15 protein-coding genes, 1 pseudogene, 1 riboswitch and 1 other annotated feature are annotated in these 18,890 nt (G+C 37.1%); all 16 genes and pseudogenes read right to left on the bottom strand.

Annotated features, from left to right (window positions below):
• Positions 1 to 409 precede the first annotated feature (409 nt).
• The 16 genes and pseudogenes from KBP50_RS04420 to KBP50_RS04350 all read right to left on the bottom strand — a co-directional run bounded on the left by KBP50_RS04420 (position 410) and on the right by KBP50_RS04350 (position 18,724).
• A complete protein-coding gene (locus KBP50_RS04420; RefSeq protein ID WP_050350176.1) occupies positions 410 to 1,372 on the bottom strand; it encodes an alpha/beta hydrolase in 963 nt (320 codons plus the stop codon).
• A gap of 169 nt (positions 1,373 to 1,541) precedes the next feature.
• Positions 1,542 to 3,740 carry a YhgE/Pip domain-containing protein gene (locus tag KBP50_RS04415; RefSeq protein WP_050350175.1) on the bottom strand — a complete coding sequence of 733 codons (2,199 nt, stop codon included), beginning with the start codon at positions 3,738 to 3,740 and terminating at the stop codon, positions 1,542 to 1,544.
• A gap of 462 nt (positions 3,741 to 4,202) precedes the next feature.
• A complete protein-coding gene (locus KBP50_RS04410; protein ID WP_050350174.1) occupies positions 4,203 to 5,315 on the bottom strand; it encodes an ABC transporter permease in 1,113 nt (370 codons plus the stop codon).
• Complete coding sequence (locus tag KBP50_RS04405) at positions 5,312 to 6,568, bottom strand: ABC transporter permease (protein WP_050350173.1); 1,257 nt, start codon at positions 6,566 to 6,568, stop codon at positions 5,312 to 5,314. Before KBP50_RS04405 ends, KBP50_RS04410 begins: the two co-directional genes overlap by 4 nt.
• A 10-nt stretch (positions 6,569 to 6,578) precedes the next feature.
• Entirely contained in the window at positions 6,579 to 7,511 is a 933-nt protein-coding gene (locus tag KBP50_RS04400) for an ABC transporter ATP-binding protein (RefSeq protein WP_050350172.1), read from the bottom strand.
• Positions 7,512 to 7,717: 206 nt separating this feature from the next.
• The gene (locus tag KBP50_RS04395; RefSeq protein WP_050350171.1) at positions 7,718 to 8,359 is read right to left on the bottom strand and encodes a response regulator transcription factor; all 642 of its coding nucleotides are present in this window, start codon (positions 8,357 to 8,359) and stop codon (positions 7,718 to 7,720) included.
• Positions 8,337 to 9,455: a sensor histidine kinase gene (locus tag KBP50_RS04390; protein WP_050350170.1), complete on the bottom strand. Its 1,119-nt coding sequence runs from the start codon at positions 9,453 to 9,455 to the stop codon at positions 8,337 to 8,339. Before KBP50_RS04390 ends, KBP50_RS04395 begins: the two co-directional genes overlap by 23 nt.
• A 273-nt stretch (positions 9,456 to 9,728) precedes the next feature.
• Positions 9,729 to 10,571 carry an SAM hydrolase/SAM-dependent halogenase family protein gene (locus tag KBP50_RS04385; protein ID WP_050350169.1) on the bottom strand — a complete coding sequence of 281 codons (843 nt, stop codon included), beginning with the start codon at positions 10,569 to 10,571 and terminating at the stop codon, positions 9,729 to 9,731.
• 132 nt (positions 10,572 to 10,703) lie between these two features.
• Positions 10,704 to 11,016: a binding site (T-box leader), on the bottom strand.
• 1,489 nt (positions 11,017 to 12,505) lie between these two features.
• Complete coding sequence (locus tag KBP50_RS04380; RefSeq protein WP_050350167.1) at positions 12,506 to 13,012, bottom strand: DNA-deoxyinosine glycosylase; 507 nt, start codon at positions 13,010 to 13,012, stop codon at positions 12,506 to 12,508.
• 306 nt (positions 13,013 to 13,318) lie between these two features.
• On the bottom strand, positions 13,319 to 13,723 hold the full coding sequence (locus KBP50_RS04375) for a hypothetical protein (RefSeq protein ID WP_050350166.1): 405 nt from the start codon (positions 13,721 to 13,723) through the stop codon (positions 13,319 to 13,321).
• Between the two features lie 174 nt (positions 13,724 to 13,897).
• Positions 13,898 to 14,020 (bottom strand): hypothetical protein, encoded by a 123-nt coding sequence (locus KBP50_RS22420; protein ID WP_269082652.1) that lies wholly within the window; start codon positions 14,018 to 14,020, stop codon positions 13,898 to 13,900.
• Between the two features lie 15 nt (positions 14,021 to 14,035).
• Positions 14,036 to 14,743 (bottom strand): MFS transporter, encoded by a 708-nt coding sequence (locus tag KBP50_RS04370; RefSeq protein ID WP_236691354.1) that lies wholly within the window; start codon positions 14,741 to 14,743, stop codon positions 14,036 to 14,038.
• Between the two features lie 180 nt (positions 14,744 to 14,923).
• Positions 14,924 to 15,487 (bottom strand): annotated as a pseudogene (locus KBP50_RS04365) (MFS transporter); the annotation flags it as partial.
• A 426-nt stretch (positions 15,488 to 15,913) separates the two neighbouring features.
• Entirely contained in the window at positions 15,914 to 17,206 is a 1,293-nt protein-coding gene (locus KBP50_RS04360; protein WP_050350165.1) for a nucleobase:cation symporter-2 family protein, read from the bottom strand.
• Between the two features lies 1 nt (position 17,207).
• On the bottom strand, positions 17,208 to 17,789 hold the full coding sequence (locus tag KBP50_RS04355) for a xanthine phosphoribosyltransferase (protein ID WP_050350164.1): 582 nt from the start codon (positions 17,787 to 17,789) through the stop codon (positions 17,208 to 17,210).
• 218 nt (positions 17,790 to 18,007) lie between these two features.
• Positions 18,008 to 18,109: riboswitch (purine riboswitch) on the bottom strand.
• A gap of 246 nt (positions 18,110 to 18,355) precedes the next feature.
• On the bottom strand, positions 18,356 to 18,724 hold the full coding sequence (locus tag KBP50_RS04350; RefSeq protein ID WP_050350163.1) for a VOC family protein: 369 nt from the start codon (positions 18,722 to 18,724) through the stop codon (positions 18,356 to 18,358).
• Between the last annotated feature and the right edge of the window lie 166 nt (positions 18,725 to 18,890).

Here is an 18,890-nt window from a genome sequence, read left to right as displayed (position 1 = left end):
CATATTATAGAGATACTTCTTCCTAGTTTCAAGTATATTTATAAATTTTATTTAATATTTATACATTCATGATTCAATTAATAGTAAAAAATCTACTAGTACACGTGTTTTAATGAACGAAAAAATGTATGCAAAATGTATAAAGTGAATTTCAATCAGTGGGGGTTCTTTCATCGCCCTCTGATTGGTTAGTAGCCCAAGGGTTTGACCTAAAGGTCTCTTACGAAACAGGGCATATAGGTGCTGTTATCATCCACTTAGACTTGTTACTGTACAGATTTATTATCCAACTCCTTGAAGTGAGAGTCTTACAGCACCTTATATACGGGACAAAAGGATTTCGTAATAACAACACCCCCAATGGGCAGATGATACCGAGCAATTGGGGGATAAGTAGTTGTAGTGAGGTCTACTGCGGAAGATATGTCTCTAAAAATCTATTTAAATTTTCTATATAGTTTTCTTTATGGGTCACAAATGCCTCGCCATGTCCCGCTCCATCAAACGTAATTAACTCTTTAGGGCTATTTGTCTGATCATATAATTCCTCGCTCATTCGAGTTGGAACAAATGTATCGGCATTTCCATGAATATATAAAATGGGTACTTCTGCTTTTTTGACTTGCTTCACCGCAGAAGCTTCCCGCAAGCCATATCCAGCGCGCATTTTAGATACGAGGCTTGTGCTTGGTAAAAGTGGAAATGCAGGCAAATGGAACATTCGCCCCATTTGATAATCGAACATGTCATAAACACTTGTATAAGGACTATCTGCTACAATTGCTTTGACATTATTAGGGAGCTTCTCACCACTAGCCATTAATACAGTTGCAGCTCCCATTGATACACCGTGTAAAACAATTTCCGCATCCTTTCCTTGCTTTTCAATGACTTGATTAATCCAATCGACATAATCTATCCGATCATGCCAGCCAAATCCAATATAGTCTCCTTCGCTTTCTCCATGGCCTCTTAAATCTGCCGTAAACATATTATAGCCTAACTGTTCATAATAATATTGGCCAAACATCCCCATATCCAAGCCACGGCCTAAATAGCCATGAGCAAAAATAACTGTTTTATTCGTCTCTTGTTTCGCTGGTAGATAATAACCTTGTAAATTAAGATCGTCAAACGAAGTCATTTTCCAGGTTTCAAAATTCTGTTTACGAACCCAACCTCGCCAATTTCCATCTAGCATTTCACTCAGTGCCTCTGCAGAAACTTCAAGATCCTCATTCTCTTGCAAAAAATCCTTCTCATTTCGGGAAATGGCTAAATGATAAAAATAAAAACTTCCTATTATGTCAATGATTACAAGTAGCACAATAATACCAGTACCTATACGTAAAATTATCTTTTTCTTCAACATTTTTCCCGCCTTTTCATTCTATTTATCCATTATATAGGGAAAAAGTCTTATATGAAACTAACAAGTTGCTGGTATATGTTTACAAGACATTACTACCAAGATGTAAGCATAAAATGTAGCCCCATTTAAAATATTTCTTACTTCAAATGGGGCCCTCTGGGTATCATTATTAGTGAAATAACCCGGATTCTTTAGATTTTTCTTTTAGTTTATTGGTATGCCGGTTAATAACTGGTTTTAAAAATGCCCCAAGTACGATGGCCGCAGCCCCGAACGAACAAAGATAAAAAATATCTTTACTAGCACGTTGCCAAACAATACCTCCTATCGCTTCCCGTAACAGATCAATGGCATACGTAAACGGAAGAAATGGATTAATCGCTTGGAAAAACTCTGGCAATAGAACAACAGGATACGTTCCACCTGAACCAGCAATTTGCAAAACAAGAAATACAATCACCATTGCTTTTCCCACGTCGCCAAACACAGAAACAACCGTATAAATGATGAGCATAAAAATCATACTGATAAAAATACCAAACAGTAAAAACCAATATGGCTCAGCAGCATCGACACCTAATAAGAGCAAATCTCCTGCCGTTACAATGATTGTTTGTAAAAAGCCAATTCCCATAAACGTAAATAAGCGTCCGAAATACATTTGTCTTTCTGTATAATTAACTAGCTCATGCACGTCGGTTGCTAATAAAGAAATGAGCAGCAATCCGCCAACCCATATAGCTAACACTGTATAGAACGGGGTCATTCCAGTACCATAATTCTCCATTGGAAATAGCTTATTCTGATTCAACTGTACTGGCTCAGCAAAAAAACCTTTCTCTGCTTCTGGATCATTTTGTAGAAGTTTAATGATCTCGTTAATATCCGTCTCTCCTTGGATACTGCGAATTCGATCTGCAAGCTCCTTGACTTTACTATTCACATAAGGAAATTCTCCCAGAGCACGTTTAAGTATATCTTCACCTTCACCTAAGTTACTTTCTGTACTTCCCAGGATACGCTCTACCTCTGGAATCATCCCTTGAATATCTACCAATATGCCTCGAGCCTTTGAAAGTGTGTTTTTAGCTCGGCTAATTTCCGCCATAACAGTTGGTTCAATCGACTCTTTATACTCTTTTACAAAGGCATCAATATTCGTTGATGTATTTTCAGCTAATTGCTGTAATTCACCAATCGTTTGCTCCACGTCTCCATGTTTCGTATCTATAAACTGGATAACTTCTTTGTTTGTCTCTTTAACATTTGTTAATCCTTCTTGTAACGTAGTTAATCTTTCAATCACCTGATCGAGCTGTTGATTATCAATACTTGGGTTATTGCCTTGCTCTTCATTTTGGTTGTTATCGGATTGTTCGTTTTGCTGCTTTAATTGCTCTAACAATTCGATTACAGATCCAACTCTGTTAGCTCCATCGTCAAGCTGGTGATTAATTTGATTAGCTAGTTCTTTTCCTTCACTAAAATCAATATCTACTTGCTGAATATCTTGGATAAAGTTGTTTGCTTTATTCGCAATATCCTGCACTTTCCGTAAATCCTGTTCTATTTTTGGCGCCATTTCGTTTAAACGACCTTCCGCTTTCTTTAACAAGGCTGTCGTATTATCAATCGTAGTTAACCCATTATCGGTCGCTTCTTTCGCATCAGGTATTAAATTTTGTGCCTTGTTAACGATGTCTTGCGCCTGATTTGCATCTGATAATGATTGATTAAGCAGGTCATTAATTTCTGGCAGTTTTTCTTCCATCTCAAACACATAATTTTCAAATCGTTTTATATCAGGGAGATCCTTTTCTAGTTCAATCCCTAAGTTATTAAACATATCAAAGATTACTCCATTAACAGTAGAAATAAATTGACTGCTAATTTGTTCCACAATGACTGAAGCACCTTTTTCCGTAATTTTCGGGGCAATTGCATTAATTTTTTCATTCACATAATATTCTACATTCGCTTTTTCCGGATTATCTTCAATGACGGTCCCGAGACGCTTGGAAAAATTTTTCGGAATCACAATCACAGCAAAATAATTGCCGTATTCTACTTCTTCCATCGCTGTTTTACGATCAGTGAACCGCCAATCCATCTTCTTATTTTCTTTTAACGTTTTTACAAGATCTTTTCCTACGTTAATATCCTGCCCTCTCACTGTTGCGCCCTGGTCTTCATTTACCACGCCGACAGGAATTTGGTCGGTTTGCCCATATGGATCCCAAGAAGCTTTAATGTTAAACCAAGCATAGAAAGAGGGTAATAGTATCAGACCACCAATGATGATGGCAGCTACCCAGTTCTTACTTACCTTTTTTATATCTGTGAAAAAAATTCGCCAGCTGTTTTTCATAAATTCACGCAACCTTCTAACCTAAAATGAATGGTCATTCATTTTTTAGTGATAAAAATCTAGTATAATGGATGATTATAACAACGTTAAACGAACAATACCAGCTATAAGTAAAAGTAATCCAATTTTGAATTGTCTCACTAATACGTCATCTAGTATTCTGATAATGGATGAAGGGCTACCCTTAAAGCCTATTGTCTTTTTTTCTAAAATGAGACAGGTTATTTATCTGAAATTTCCAATAACAATACCAGATAAATAAATCGTATTGCTTGACTTTACATTTATTTTTTAATGCAACGCTAGTGATATTTTCTTATCTTACAAAAAATCAAAGATTGGACCATTCTTTCCCTTACTGATAACGAAATCACATCGTACATAAAAAGTCCTCTTTGCGGACATATTAACTCTGCAAAGAGGACATTGGGACATGAATATGTTACTCAAATATTTAATTTCTCAAATATGCCGTTTTTCCATTAAATGAATACCGATACTAATCATGACAACTCCCATTAATAACAGTATGCTAATCGGATAGAAAAGCTGTTCAAATGAATAACCATAATTCACAGCTCCATGTAATATTTCCATCCCATAGGTTAACGGATTTATTTTCGATAGGCCAATCAAAATTTTCGATTCCACAATTTCAATTGGCCAATATGCCCCACCAATCATCGCCATACATACTGCAAAAATCGTGATGACGGCATTAAATTGCTGTGCATTTTTCACCACAGCGGTTAACAAAATAGCTAATGCAACGATCGTAAAAACATAAGGAATTAACAGCAATAAAGCCTCCATAAACATGCCGTTAAAATCAATCCCAATAATAAAATAGAAAAACGAAAAAATAATTGCTACCTGTAAATAGCCAACGAAAAAGCTATAAATCATATTACCAGCATACATATCCCATTTTTTTACAGGTGATAAAATAAGCCGATCCCAAATCCCATCCTGCTTTTCAATTAAAATAGGTAGTACATTATAGCCGATCGTATAAATAACAAAGAATAAACTAAAACCGAACAAAAATTGATACCTCGAATCATAGATGAATCCTTTATCGCTGGTGAAATTACTTACACGGACGGTAAACACTGGTTCATCTAAAGCATGATTCATTTCCTTTACAAATGCATCTTTCTCTTGCCGAGACTCGCTTGCATGATCTACTATTTTCTTTTGCTGTAAATACTGGATATATGCTTGGTGTACAGCATTATCCACCATCGTAACCGTAGTAGATTCTACACCTACAACTAACTCGTAAGAATCCTTCCTTAATAAAACACCAACTTCTACTTTTCCATCTTCAATTAATTGAAACATATCCTTTTTTTCCATTTCCTTAAACAGAATTGCTTCTTCTTGTTCTAATGCTGTCTTTATAGAAGATTGGTTAACTTCATCATCCATAACTGCTACAGGAACACGGATCATATTCTCTTGCCCAGCAGATCCCGTAATGAAAGCAAAGCCAATCGACATTCCAATAAAGCTGAGAAATGTCCAAGGATTACGTAATAGATGTTTCGCCTTTGCAATCAAAATAGCAATCATACCATCTCCCCCTTTTTAGGAAATGTTAAAGCGGCGATGATAATCATTGCGACACCAAAAAGACAGAGAAATAATATATGAGAGCTTATTTCTTGCACCGAGTTTCCTCTTAGTATTGATAAGTATGCGGACATTCCAGAACCGTTTGGAGTGAAATTACCAATCACGTGGATCAATTCAGAACTGTCTCCGATAGGAAAAAAACTTCCGCCTACTAAAGCCATAAGGGCAACAATAGCTCCTGAGAAGAAATTGGTAATCGTTTCGGAGTGCATTTGATAGCTAATTGCGGTTAATAATACAGCGATTCCTCCTACAGCAACTGAAAATGCGATTGTTATGATAAGAAAAGCAAACATATTCTCCCAAGTTACATCAAATATAAGCCAAGCAAATCCGTAAATAATACATGATTGGAAGAAGGTAAAGATCACTGCTGAACATAAGATGCCGCTAAAATACACCCATTTTGACATATTAGCTAAAATAATGCGATTAAACACGAACATTTTCTTTTCTCTAAAAGCTATCGTTCCAATGGTGGAAGCAATAAATAGGGCATTCATAACCGCCATCCCGACGGTATAATAATCTTTAGCAGTAATAATTTTGTTTTGCTGAAGGCTTGTACGCTTACTTTTCAGCAAAGAATCTGATAAACTCATTATCTGCTGATCTAACCCTTTTTGCTCAAGAAAAGTCCCTAGGGTAAGCTGCTGCTGAAAATTCTCTATTATACTATGAATAACTCCTGCGCCAATTTGCTGCTGTTCATTTCCCATTACAAGCAATTCAGCCATTTCGTCACCATTTAACAACGTATGCGAAAGATATTTGTACGTAAAGTCTTCAGGTACTTCAATTACTGCAGTATACGAATTATCATTCAAGATTTCTTCTTTTTTACTTACAGAAACCTCTTCAACCTCCATCATCTCCGACAATGCTTCCGTATTAAAAATAGATTTCAGTGTCTGTATGGGTAATGCTTTCTCCATATTCACCATATTTTCTTTATGAAAATCTGTTCTACCATTCATATCAAGTAGGAATTGGTCCAATTGCTCTGTTTCAGAACGGTGCTCTATAATAGCGATTTTTGCTTGAATTTCAGGAGTATCACCATTCATGAAACTGCTTAATGCACATCCTAAAATGAAGATGAGGATGATAGGTAAAGCAATAAGCAATAACAGTTGTACAGGATTTCTCCATAACACAAGGAATTGCTTTTTAATAATCTGTCTAATCATGGAACCCCCCCTAATCTCGCAAAGCTCTACCAGTAAGATGAAGAAATACATCTTCCAGTGTTGGCGTTTTTATATGAACAGAGCAAAGTTCTAAGGAGCATTCCTCAGCTAATTTAATTAAATCTGTAAACATATTAACCTCTTTTGCTACCATGATCGTTATTTGCTTATCACTTGCGTTCATACTATTTATCAGTGGGTGTACCTTAAGTTCATGGATAAATTGGTCAGTTAGGCGGTTAGCCTCAATGACAATCGTTTTTTCACCAGATAAAATTCGGCTAATTTCTTCTTTCGTCCCAGCAGCAATGAGGTTTCCTTTATCCATAATATATATACGATCACATAAAAACTCGACTTCCTCCATGTAATGACTCGTATAAAGTATCGTAACGTTCTTTTCTGCATTTAATCGCTTTACTGTTTCAAGAATATAATTCCTTGATTGTGCATCAATCCCAACAGTCGGCTCATCCATTACGATTAACTCCGGCTCATGCAATAAAGCTACACCTATATTTAAGCGTCTTTTCATTCCACCGGAAAATTTCTTCACGACTTCTTTTCTTCTATCCGTTAAACCGATCGTTTGCAATACATCATCGATGCGCTCTTTTAATTTTGCTCCTTTCAACTGATAAATTCTTCCAAAAAATTGCAAATTCTCTTCCGCCGTTAAATCTGTGTATAGAGCTATTTCCTGTGGGACGATACCAGCTATCTTTCGAAGGGGCTCTGGTTTCTTCAAAATACTCTGACCTTTAAAATAAACCTCCCCTTCTGTTGGTTCCACTAATGATGACATAATAGAAATGGCTGTTGACTTACCGGCGCCATTTGGACCAAGCAGTCCAACAATCTCGCCGCGTTCAATTAACATATTCATACTCTTAACAGCATATTTTTGTTTAAACCTTTTTGAAATGTTTACTAATTCAAGCATAGCCTCTCCTCCTGTATTTAGTTTACCGATTATTTTTCAAACTTTGCAGTACCTACAGTCATTAAAGCAAAAAAAATAAAGTGACGCAGGTCACTTTCTAAAGGGAGGTGTAGGTATTTTTTATAAAAATTGTTTTTAGTCCAAGCATACAATGTAAAGAAACCCTCTGGATGCTCTTGCAGCTTTGCAGCTAATCTTCTAAGACTTCAATATGTTAAATCATGCTTTACTGCGAAAATGGCAAGCTGTGTTCGATCTCGTAAATTTGTCTTTTGTAAGATTTGCGTTAAATGATTTTTAACTGTTCCAATTGATAAATGCAAAGTTTGGGCAATTTCCTTGTTTGTTTTACCTTCTCCTACTAATCTCGTAATTAATAACTCTCGATCTGATAAAGAAATGGATAAATCAATTTTCTTTTGTTCCATTCCCTTTAATAATCGCGGCATAACTTTGGCAGCTACTTCATCATGAATAGTCATCCCACCACGCATACAACTGTGGACTGCTTCTATTAATTTCTTTGATTCTGTAGTTTTAAGTAAAAAACCATCTGCACCTTCCTTTAAAGCAGATAAAGCATATTCATCATCATTAAATGTTGTTAGCACTAAGATTTTAACGGATGGCCACTTCTGTTTAATGATTCTAGTTGCTTCAATTCCATTCATTATTGGCATCCGTACATCCATCATTACTAAATCCACAAGATGCTGTTCAAGAATTTCAATTGCTTCTTTTCCATTTTCCGCTTCATGTGGAACATTAATTCGCTCGTCTTGCTCCAAAATGATTTTTAAGCCTTGTCGAACTATGACTTGATCCTCAACGATTAGTATCCGCCACATGATATTCTTTCTCCTTTACGCCACAAGGAATTGCTCCTGTAACAACAAAATCCTGTTCCGTTTGATATATATGTAAACTACCGCCTATTTCTTTCATTCTTTGCTTCATATTTGTCAAACCAAAACCGTCATGCAAATGCCGTGCTTTATGAATTCGATTTCTTATCTCAAAGGTTACATCGCCAATTGCTGATTGTCCCAAAACTACTTGAACTTCTCGATAGGGCGAATGCCGCATGGCATTTGTTAAAGCTTCCTGTATAACTCGGTATAAGGTAATACTCTGCTTATTCTTGAGCGAAATCGATAGTACGCCTTGTTTGAGGGTAAATTGCACCATTAATTGACTTTCTGCTTCTAATCTTCGAATTAGCTGAACGACAGATGCTATTCCCTCTATTTCTTCATTCTGTAATGCTCTCACAGCTTCTCTTGTCTCTTCTAACGCCTCTTTTGCCATTGGTTTTAATTCCTCATAATCCTGTTCCTTTTTTTGAATAGATAGTATCTCCATTTTCATCATTAGAGCTGTCAAACGATGACCAACAGAATCATGAATATCTCGAGCTATTTTAGTTCTTTCTTCTAATCGTGCCGCTCGCTCAGCCGAAGCATGCATTCGCTTATTTTTTCTGAACTCGCCAAGAAGCTGTTCATACATATGCCGAAGTTCTGTTCGCTCTGCAGTTAAGCGATTGCTCGATAGGACAAGAATAACAAAGAAAATGTCTAAAATCATAACTTCTATCACATAGCTTCCGACAAGAACGGAGTAAAATACCGTTATAATCAGATTAAAACACAGATAGCCACTTAGCTGACGTTCACTTAGCCTGAAAGCTGCATCAACGATAAGAAAGTACAGATATAACAGAATAAAAAAATCATCTGTACCGACAGCGGTTATGTGTACTACAGATAAAAGAGATAACGCAACATATATATAAATACTATGCTTTTCAAGCGATAATAGACAGAATAAAGCAAAAGAAACTGCAAATAAACTTATACTAAATGGAATAAAGCTACTGTCAAATAAAATAACAATGATCCATAGACAACTAAATAAGCTAATTCTTCCGAAAAATAATGCCACTGCTTCCCCGACCTTTCTTCATCATGCGGTTTTCAAATGCAAAGTGGGGGCTAACAGCAGCTCGCATTCCCCCCTCTGCTTTATTATCTACCTGTATCATCTACAGTTTTTAACAGCAATGAGGTTTAATGAAAGCAGTAACTCTTCGACCGTTAGAAAGGCAACAACCCTGCTTTTCCCCCTCGAAACGAAGTCCTTTTAACAATTCGCCCTATGTTATGATCATTATTATTATCTTAGCAAATAATGCTCTTTTGGAGAATAGCAATTCGGTCATTTCACTTTCTGAATGGTTATTTTCCAGCTTGTTCCTGTTCCTATATGGTAGGCTTTGGCAAATGAACCTTGATTTAGGGCAACAGCTACTTTATCTAAGGAATTAACATACAATAATGATTCTCCTAAATGAGTTTCAGCAAATGATCGCGCGAACAACATCTTATTTTTGTACACATCTTTCTCATGGTGGGAAATCGTAACATGTAACTCATCCCCATATTGACATCCTGCCTCTATCAATAAGCTCCGGTCTATATTTGTCCACAGATTACCAAACCGCACATCTAATATATCGATACATCCACGTACTTTTCCATTATTATTGCTAGCCTGCTCCTTAGCTAAACAAACGAGCTGAGCAACTTCCAGTTGGGGACCTACTTCTTCATAGGGAATCACCCTGGCAGCTATTCTTGCAGCTGTATATGCATACACATCTCGTCCGTGAAAGGTATGAGACTCACCAGAACGTGGCAGACGATTTATTTTTTCATCGATGATACGAGCTTCTTTTATGCCCATATGAGCTTTTACGTGCGTAAGCGTTCCATTATCTGGTGTCACAATATATTGGTTTGCATTCGTCTTAACAACAACGCTTAATCGTTCTGTTCCAACACCAGGATCGACGACAGATACAAATACTGTTTCCTCCGGCCAATACGAAATCGTTTGGTATAAACGGTAAGAAGCTTCCCAAATATTATACGGAGAAATATCATGTGTTAAGTCAAAAATTTGAACAGATGGGTCTACTGATTTAGCAACACCATACATGGCGCTAACCGCACCATCACTTAAACCAAAATCTGTTTGCAATACGACATGTTTTAACATTTTCATTCCTCCAATAGTTTGATATAGTAGTATTTCTTTGCAAATTTATATAGTACTATTCCTTCATTTTCATGTTTGATTAACAGCTATATTAAAGTGATCTACACAAAAACCACGCCCCTATCTTAAATGGATAAGGACGTGGTTTTATTTACGTGGTACCACCTTATTTTACTATATATTCACATATACAGCCTCTATAAGTACTCTTGATTTACAAAGGTAGCCACTTAGAAGTGGTAACATCACCGTTTGCAATGAACAATTCATACTTTGGTTATGATAACGGGCACCACCCCGTCGAAGCCTACTAATCATTAGGGATACATTCAGCACGAAGCTCATAGAGGCCATTGTTCTGATTTGTCTTTTAACTTCTTCTCAGCATTCGAAGCTCTCTGGATAAAATAAACAAATCTTACTTTTCCTCTGTCATCGCTTTTTTATTTATCTTACATGTAACTTCCAGACAAAAGCAAGGTGCGATTCACCTCATTCTGTCGATTATACGAATATAAAAATCCACTGCTCAAATTTAGTTTGACAATACATGATTACTACTATTTATAGCCTATTTTCCTAGTAAAATCAACCTTAATTTGAGGTTAAATGAATAACATTGCTTTAGAAGCATATAACTCAGGTTTATAGCCTACAGAAAACAAGCGAAGACTAGGGAATATTGCTTAATTGATTGAAAAATGAGAATATTATACCATTTCCTAATTATTTCCACAATTATAGTACGTATTATAGTATAATGGAGAGGACAGGTTATGCAGAGGGGCTAAGGAAGCTAATACTGCTTCTTCATGCTTGGCGACTGGTAATCCCTTAGAGAAAGGGGCTGAAACAAATTGATACCAATTGACAAGACGCTTGAACTGATGTTTTCGTTCGCTACGCTTGTATTGTTAATTGTAAATAGCCGAGAAAGCAAGTAAAGCCACTCTGCCGATGGAGTTCATAAAGGATGAATAGCGCCAATGTTATATAGTTATGATATCCTGTAACGAAGTCGCCGCTCCTTGCGGATAACCGTCGTCGGAGTCGCAAGTTGCCGCTTGCGACTCCTTTGCCGCCCCCGTCCTCTGAAATAAAGAGAAACAGCTACCCGCCCCTCTTTCTTTTTAGAAAAACTTGGCTTGTCGCCAAGTCTTATGGCGGAAGCCTTTGTTTTTCTTATACTATAAACCAAAAAAATCTTATACTTTCCTATAGTGTGAAAAAGAACTTTAGCGCCTGAAAACAACCAATCTTATCATATTAATGGTTTGCTGTAGTTATTCGTATCATTTTTAAAGTAATTAGTTAGACCTACTACATATAGTATACCCTATTTTCCTTCTTATAATCGACAAAATTAGCGACGTTTTTTCCTCGAATTTAAGGTGACATAAAACCGCCACAATTAGATAAAAGGAAGCCTAAGCGGCACAACGCCACCTAAATTCCTGTTCGTTGAGTTATATGATGTCGTTCTCCGGAGGCGTGACACGTAGAAAAAGTTTCTTTTTAATAAGATAAGAAAACATAAAAAGAAGTGCTTGGGGATAACGAAATAACCGACTAGCCACGTCCGGCGCATGAGCCCAGCAACGATGCGACTTTAGAAATGCGCCCCACGATAAGTCACCACGGCTCGTCACTAAGAGGAAGGCCGACTAAAAACGGGCTTGCCGCCCAGACGTCGGCATACCCCTGTTTTAGTGGCATGATTCCTTTATCTCCGTCGATTCGTTCCATTCGCTACGTTGCTAAACGGGCGCTTGCACATTTGTTCAGACAAGAAAAGCTATGTCAGCGACGCATCGCACGCCAAAAGCGTTTTTCTTTTCCCAGAAAACTTAGGTACTTAACCTTTGTTCTATTTTTCAATAGTAAGAGGGTAAAAAAACGCCCATTAATAGAAGTTTTACTTCATTCGAACTACACTATTTGTCGATATAGTCCAAGATCACTTTCCATTCCTCTACTTTTTCTGTAAAAGTCTTCGTGTACCTTCCTGGAATCGGGCTCGTAGAAGGAAGCTTCACAATATCTACAGACGCTAAAAGCTCAGACCTAAAATATTTATTTAACAGTTGATACGATTTCCCTCCGTTACAAGCTATTAGCTTAATCGAGGGATACACCTCGATTAGTGCAGGGATATCATTAGGGATTTCATCTTTAATATTCGCATCTAAACTTCCTTTCCGGTAACAGCTTCCCACTGTATCCCAAAGTGCTAAGCCATGTTTTTTACAAAAATGAAGCTTTTGCATATAATTCGTTACCACCGGTTCTTGAAATAAGGTAAACAGAATATCCCAAAACTGATTCCTGGGATTTCCGTAGTATTCTTGTTTTTCCAGCGATTTCTTTCCGGGCATTGAACCGAGGATAAGCACTCGGGGTGTTTTTGGTAATACAGGTTGAAAAGATGTTAGCTTATCCATCTAAATACCTCCCATTAACTAGAAAGTGAATCTTCCATCAGTGGGGTGTTTTCATTCATCCCCCACGGCTTGTTAGCACCGTAATGGTATGACCTAAAGGCCACTTACGAAATAGGGCATTTAAGAGCTGTTATCTCCTACTTAGACTTGTTGCATGTAGCGTACAGATTATCCAACTACGGAAGTGGGAGTCTTACAGCGCCTTATATACGGGATAAAATTATCTTTAAGAATAGTTCTAATAATTGTGTTCCACAGCTCCCATTGGATTTAAACTTCACTTTGTCATCATTAATCTTGCTTGTATCATTCTTGTTTCTCTTTTTTACCTTTATTGGATATTTTTTTGGTTTCAATAATGAGCTTTAATTTCTCGGATAATACATAAACATACGATGTAAATCTTTCTCCTAAACTATCTTTTAGAAATAAACCTAAAGAAAAAATTAAATACAGATGGATAACTACAATAATAAAAGCAAATACATTCCCATCCCACAATTGAGTCAAAATATACATGAGCCCATTCATATCACTCGGTTTTCTTATAATAAAAAGAAAAGCAGCAAGCGGTGAGGCAATCGTCAAGATAATCGACATATAAACAAAGGGTATCCACCGATCGCGAAAGTTATGAATCAACGAAAGCAACAATGTACTAGCTATAAAGATAGAATAAATGAAGACTGGCATGGCTGAAAGCAACTTCATGGTACATCACCTCTTTAACACAGGTTTCATATTTAGCAAGTTCCCTAAATACTGTTATTTTAACCTTCTATTCACATCATACACGAATATCATTTAATATGCTTCACTAGCATAGCTCTACACAATATTATATGAAAATTACGTAGATTAGAGCATACAGTAAACAAATCAAGCTTATGCTTCTTGTTGCTCAACGAGCTTTTCTTTGATATCTTTGGATGACTGGTCTTTTACAAAAAAAGCTAATATAAGCCCGACAAAAGATATTCCCGTTGCAACATAAAATGCTAAGTTCACCCCATGGATTTGTGCTTAAGCAGTTGTTTGCTGACCAGGATCGAGATCTGTAACGGTCATAATGGTAATCAATAAAGCCGTTCCTATCGAAGCTGCTACTTGCCGCATCGTATTCGTCATTGCTGAACCATGAGGGATCAAACGATAGGATAGTTGATTCAACCCTGCTGTTGTAGATGGCATCATAACCATGGAAATACCAAACATTCGGATCGCAAAAACGATAGTTAAATAAATAAACGACGTATCTGAAGATAAATTTGTATACAGCAATGACGTGACAGTTAATAAGAACAAACCTGTAATCACTAAGTACCTTGCTCCAAACCTGTCAAATATCCGTCCGTTAATCGGCGACATGATACCCATCAATAAAGCTCCTGGTAAAAGCATCAAGCCTGACTCAAGCGGAGTGAAGCCTGCCATATTTTGCATGTAAATGGGCAAAATCGTTTCTGCAGAGATTAAGCCAATAAAACCGATGATCCCAATAACCATCGTGATCGTAAATAGTTTATTCTTAAACACTCGAAATTCCAAAATAGGTTGTCTGAGTGTAAACTGTCGCGTAATAAATATTGTCAATGCAATAACACCGACAACTAATGAAAGGAGAACCATTCGATCAGTCCATCCAAAATTTCCAGCACTACTAAATCCATAGAGAATCCCTCCAAAACCAAGGGTAGAGAACAAAGGCGCAGGGCGCCCGTTTAGCAACATAGCGAATGGAACGAATCGACGGAGATAAAGGAATCACGATGAGGTAACGAACCGATGATGACTTATCGTAGGGCGCATTTCTAAAGTCGCCTAGTTGCTGGGCGCTGAAGCCGGACGTGGCTATTCAGTTATTCCCTTATCCCAAAGCAACAAATTTTATACTTTCCTATCTTTAAATAAAATCGATAAGCTATCGACTTTTGGATAGGTTTGTTTCGTTATATTTTTCATAACAAAATAAGCAACAATGACATTTATGATAGCTAATGGTAGCACGATATAAAAAATAGACCTCCACTCGAAGTGCTCTAATAACCAGCCCGAGATTGATGGTCCTAAAGCTGGAGATCCGATCACGAGCCCAACCATCCCCATAGCAGTACCTCTTTTTTCGATTGGAAAAATAAACAAAAAGATCGTCATCATAAGCGGCATCATGACTCCAGCGCCGGCAGCTTGAATGACTCTTCCCGCCATTAGCAGAAAAAAGCTTGGCGATATGGCACAAATCAATGTACCAACTGAAAATGTTCCCATTGCTGTAATAAATAATTGTCTCGTCGTGAATGTCTCAATTAAAAAAGCAGTAATGGGAATCATAATCCCATTTACGAGCATAAAAATCGTTGTTACCCATTGTGCTGTACTCTCCGTTAAATTCAAATCTTGCATAATAGGAGGTATAGAAGTTGTAAGGAGTGTCTGATTTAATATGGCTAAAAAAGCACCCGTGATCAGCACCATCACAATTGGTAGCTTATTTATATTTTCAACATTATTTACGGATTGACGTACCACTCTATTCCCCCTTTCACTTCCAAAACAAATGAATACGAATCATCTAGAAAAGTATCTTTTATTCTATCATAAGTCAATTGGAATATAAATAAGTGCACAGCGCTAAGTTGGCTAGAAGAAAGCGATCAGATACAGGAAAATGTTGTACAACTTAAAACCATAAGGAGTGTGCACAGATCAGGATAGCCAAGAAATGGATACTTAATCAATGCTATTGATTTTCCAAATGCTAAAAAGCAAGCGGATAAGACCATTTCATTTATCCCCTTGCTTAAAGAAGTATTTACATTTTTTTGCAAACTCTAATAACCAATTGCTTACGACAAGCCGTTTAGCCAAACTCTTCTAACAACCTTGCATTATACGTTAGATTTATGCCTTTTGTTCGTGAAGAACGATATGCTTATTTTCTTTTCGATATGGAAGCATATGAAATAAAATATTTAAAACAATCGCGGTTACACTTCCTGCTACGATACCGTTACTCGTTAAAATTTGGATACTTTCAGGAAAATTAGCAAACAGTTCAGGAACAACAGTTACACCTAAGCCCATCCCTACTGAGCATGCCACAATCATGGCATTTTCAGACGATTTCATAATCACTGGGCCGAGCATCTTGATTCCTTGCGAGATAACCATACCAAACATTGCAATCATCGCACCACCTAATACAGGCGTTGGAATAATCGTAGTTAAAGCAGCAATTTTAGGGATAAAGCCGAGTGTCACAAGCATACCCCCAGTAATCAAAATAATGCTTTTCTTTTTAACACCGGTCATTTGGATTAAGCCAACATTTTGTGAAAAAGCTGTGTAAGGAAATGCATTGAAAATACCGCCTAATAAAATAGCTAACCCTTCCGCTCGATAGCCATTTGCTAAATCGTCGCTTTTTATGTTTCGTTCTGTAATATCTCCTAAAGCAAAATATACGCCTGTTGATTCAACCAATGATACAATCGCCACTAAAATCATGGTTAGGATGGCAGACCATTCAAATGTTGGCGCTCCAAAATAAAATGGCTGCGGTAAATGTAAGTAAGAGGCTTCTTGAACGGCTTGGAAGTCCACCAAACCTATCATCCCAGCAGCTGCTGTTCCAACGATTAAGCCTATTAAAATAGCAATAGATTTCATAAACCCTTTTGCAAATCGATATAAAATAATAATAAATAATAACGTTCCAAATGAGAGACTAATATTAGCTAAAGAACCGAAATCACTTGCTCCTTGACCGCCTCCCATATTGTTAATCGCTACAGGAATAAGCGTAATCCCGATAATCGTTACAACCGAGCCTGTAACGACAGGAGGAAAGAACTTCACCAATTTGCCAAAAATACCACTTACAGCTATAACAAAAAGTCCCGATACAAGAATGGCTCCATAAATAGCAGTCACACCATAACGACTGCCAATTGCTATCATCGGACCAACTGCCGTAAATGTACAGCCTAAAACGACTGGCAGTCCAATTCCGAAAAAACGGTTCTGCAATACTTGTAAAATGGTAGCTACGCCACACATTAAAATATCAATAGCTACGAGATAAGTCAGCTGTTCTGATGTCAATCCAAGTTCGTCACCGACAATGAGCGGCACCAAAATCGCTCCTGCATACATCGCCAAAAGATGTTGTAACCCTAAGGCCGCGTTTTTCATGCTAGTTTTCCTCCTCTATAAAGGTGACATTTCCCTCAGATAAATGCGCGATCCTTGCAAGTGACTCTACACGATAGCCAGCATTGCGAATCATTTTGCCTCCGTCTTGGAAGCTTTTTTCAATAACAATCCCAATTCCAGCAATATTTGCACCAACTTGCTTTAAGATATCAATTAAACCGAATACCGCTTGTCCATTAGCTAAAAAGTCGTCAATAATTAAAACCGTATCGTCTTGATGAATAAATGATTGCGAAATAGAAATTTCATTTGTTTCTTGTTTCGTAAATGAATGGACTTTTGCTGAATAAAGGTGGTCTGTTAACGTTAATGATTTGCGTTTTCTCGCAAATATAACTGGTGTTTTTAGTATTAAGCCTGCCATTACTGCTGGTGCGATTCCTGAAGATTCCAAGGTCAAAATTTTCGTTATTCCGACATCAGCAAACCGATCGGCAAATTCTTTACCAATATCCGCCATTAATGCGGGATCAATTTGATGATTTAAAAAAGCATCTACCTTCAAAACCGAATCGGATAATACCTTTCCTTCTGCTAAAATTTTCTGTTTTAAACGCTCCATGATGTTATGCTTCCTTTCTGAGTCATTATTGATACAACAGTTTCCATGTTTCACAAGACAACGCTACTGAAAAATAATGATTTCGTTGCACACACTAACTTTAGACCGTCTTTTTAAGTACAACAAAAAACTCGAAAACCCCTGTTCCGCAAGCCAAACTATGAACGGAAACTGATTTTCGAGTAAAAGGCAAAAGAACCGTATTAGGAATAAATACAATTCAGATCAGTTATTTTCATAGTCGGTTTATTTACGGTAAACCGGTAGAAACTCGCAAGCCCTATTCTTGCTATTATATGAAAACCATATTTTATTGGAATGTAACTAGTATAGCATTTACCAATGAAGAAACAACCCCCCCTCAAATTAAACTAACATTATTATTATTCTGATAAAAAACACCGTTTTTAGTGGGATTTTCATGCACCCATTAATAATCGTTACTTGTCCAAAGGTGTAAGATCTCCTAAAGAACTTTTTTCGAGGGCAGTTAGACTACGCGCTTAAACTTGGCGACATGGGGGTTGATCCAGCTCATAAACTAACCAGCAGGGAGAAAAAATGGGTTATCGTTTCTCCAAAAACTCTAACCGGTTCCCAAATGGATCAAAGATATAGAAACGTTGAAAACCAGGCAATCGTTCGTCTTCCACAATAGGAACACCGTGATCTCTTACATGTTTTTTCAATTCGACCAAATTCCTTACGTAAATAGCAGGATGAGCCTTTTTAGCAGGTGTAAAGTCTTCTTCTACCCCAATATGCAAATGAACATCTCCCGATTGCACCCATATACCGCCATTTTTTTGTAAAGCTTGGGGTTTAGCGATTTCTTGAAAACCTAAAAAGGTAACATAAAAATCTTTCGCCGTTTGTTCTTGATCTTTTGGCGCAGCCAGCTGCACATGGTCCAGTTTTTCATAATAAAATGCCATTTTATCCCCTCCTACCTTTAGTGTAAGGTAAAATGACATCGTTTTCTAATAATCTTTTACTATCCATTCCTATTATGAATTCTTATCTTTTTCCTTTTAAATCGTAGCCATTCAAAATCGCTCCAAAGAAATCTGCTAAACTCATGGTAGGCATTTAACTGGTTTT

It is taken from the genome of Virgibacillus pantothenticus, from assembly GCF_018075365.1.
GTDB classification, from domain to species: Bacteria; Bacillota; Bacilli; order Bacillales; family Amphibacillaceae; genus Virgibacillus; species Virgibacillus pantothenticus.
This window is presented reverse-complemented; position numbering and strand designations above follow the sequence as displayed.

Coding starts and splice junctions, on each gene's coding strand:
- KBP50_RS04420 (WP_050350176.1), bottom strand. CDS start 1,372: ATGTTGAAGAAAAAGATAATTTTACGTATAGGTACTGGTATTATTGTG.
- KBP50_RS04415 (WP_050350175.1), bottom strand. CDS start 3,740: ATGAAAAACAGCTGGCGAATTTTTTTCACAGATATAAAAAAGGTAAGT.
- KBP50_RS04410 (WP_050350174.1), bottom strand. CDS start 5,315: ATGATTGCTATTTTGATTGCAAAGGCGAAACATCTATTACGTAATCCT.
- KBP50_RS04405 (WP_050350173.1), bottom strand. CDS start 6,568: ATGATTAGACAGATTATTAAAAAGCAATTCCTTGTGTTATGGAGAAAT.
- KBP50_RS04400 (WP_050350172.1), bottom strand. CDS start 7,511: ATGCTTGAATTAGTAAACATTTCAAAAAGGTTTAAACAAAAATATGCT.
- KBP50_RS04395 (WP_050350171.1), bottom strand. CDS start 8,359: ATGTGGCGGATACTAATCGTTGAGGATCAAGTCATAGTTCGACAAGGC.
- KBP50_RS04385 (WP_050350169.1), bottom strand. CDS start 10,571: ATGTTAAAACATGTCGTATTGCAAACAGATTTTGGTTTAAGTGATGGT.
- KBP50_RS04380 (WP_050350167.1), bottom strand. CDS start 13,012: ATGGATAAGCTAACATCTTTTCAACCTGTATTACCAAAAACACCCCGA.
- KBP50_RS04375 (WP_050350166.1), bottom strand. CDS start 13,723: ATGAAGTTGCTTTCAGCCATGCCAGTCTTCATTTATTCTATCTTTATA.
- KBP50_RS04370 (WP_236691354.1), bottom strand. CDS start 14,743: ATGTTGCTAAACGGGCGCCCTGCGCCTTTGTTCTCTACCCTTGGTTTT.
- KBP50_RS04360 (WP_050350165.1), bottom strand. CDS start 17,206: ATGAAAAACGCGGCCTTAGGGTTACAACATCTTTTGGCGATGTATGCA.
- KBP50_RS04355 (WP_050350164.1), bottom strand. CDS start 17,789: ATGGAGCGTTTAAAACAGAAAATTTTAGCAGAAGGAAAGGTATTATCC.
- KBP50_RS04350 (WP_050350163.1), bottom strand. CDS start 18,724: ATGGCATTTTATTATGAAAAACTGGACCATGTGCAGCTGGCTGCGCCA.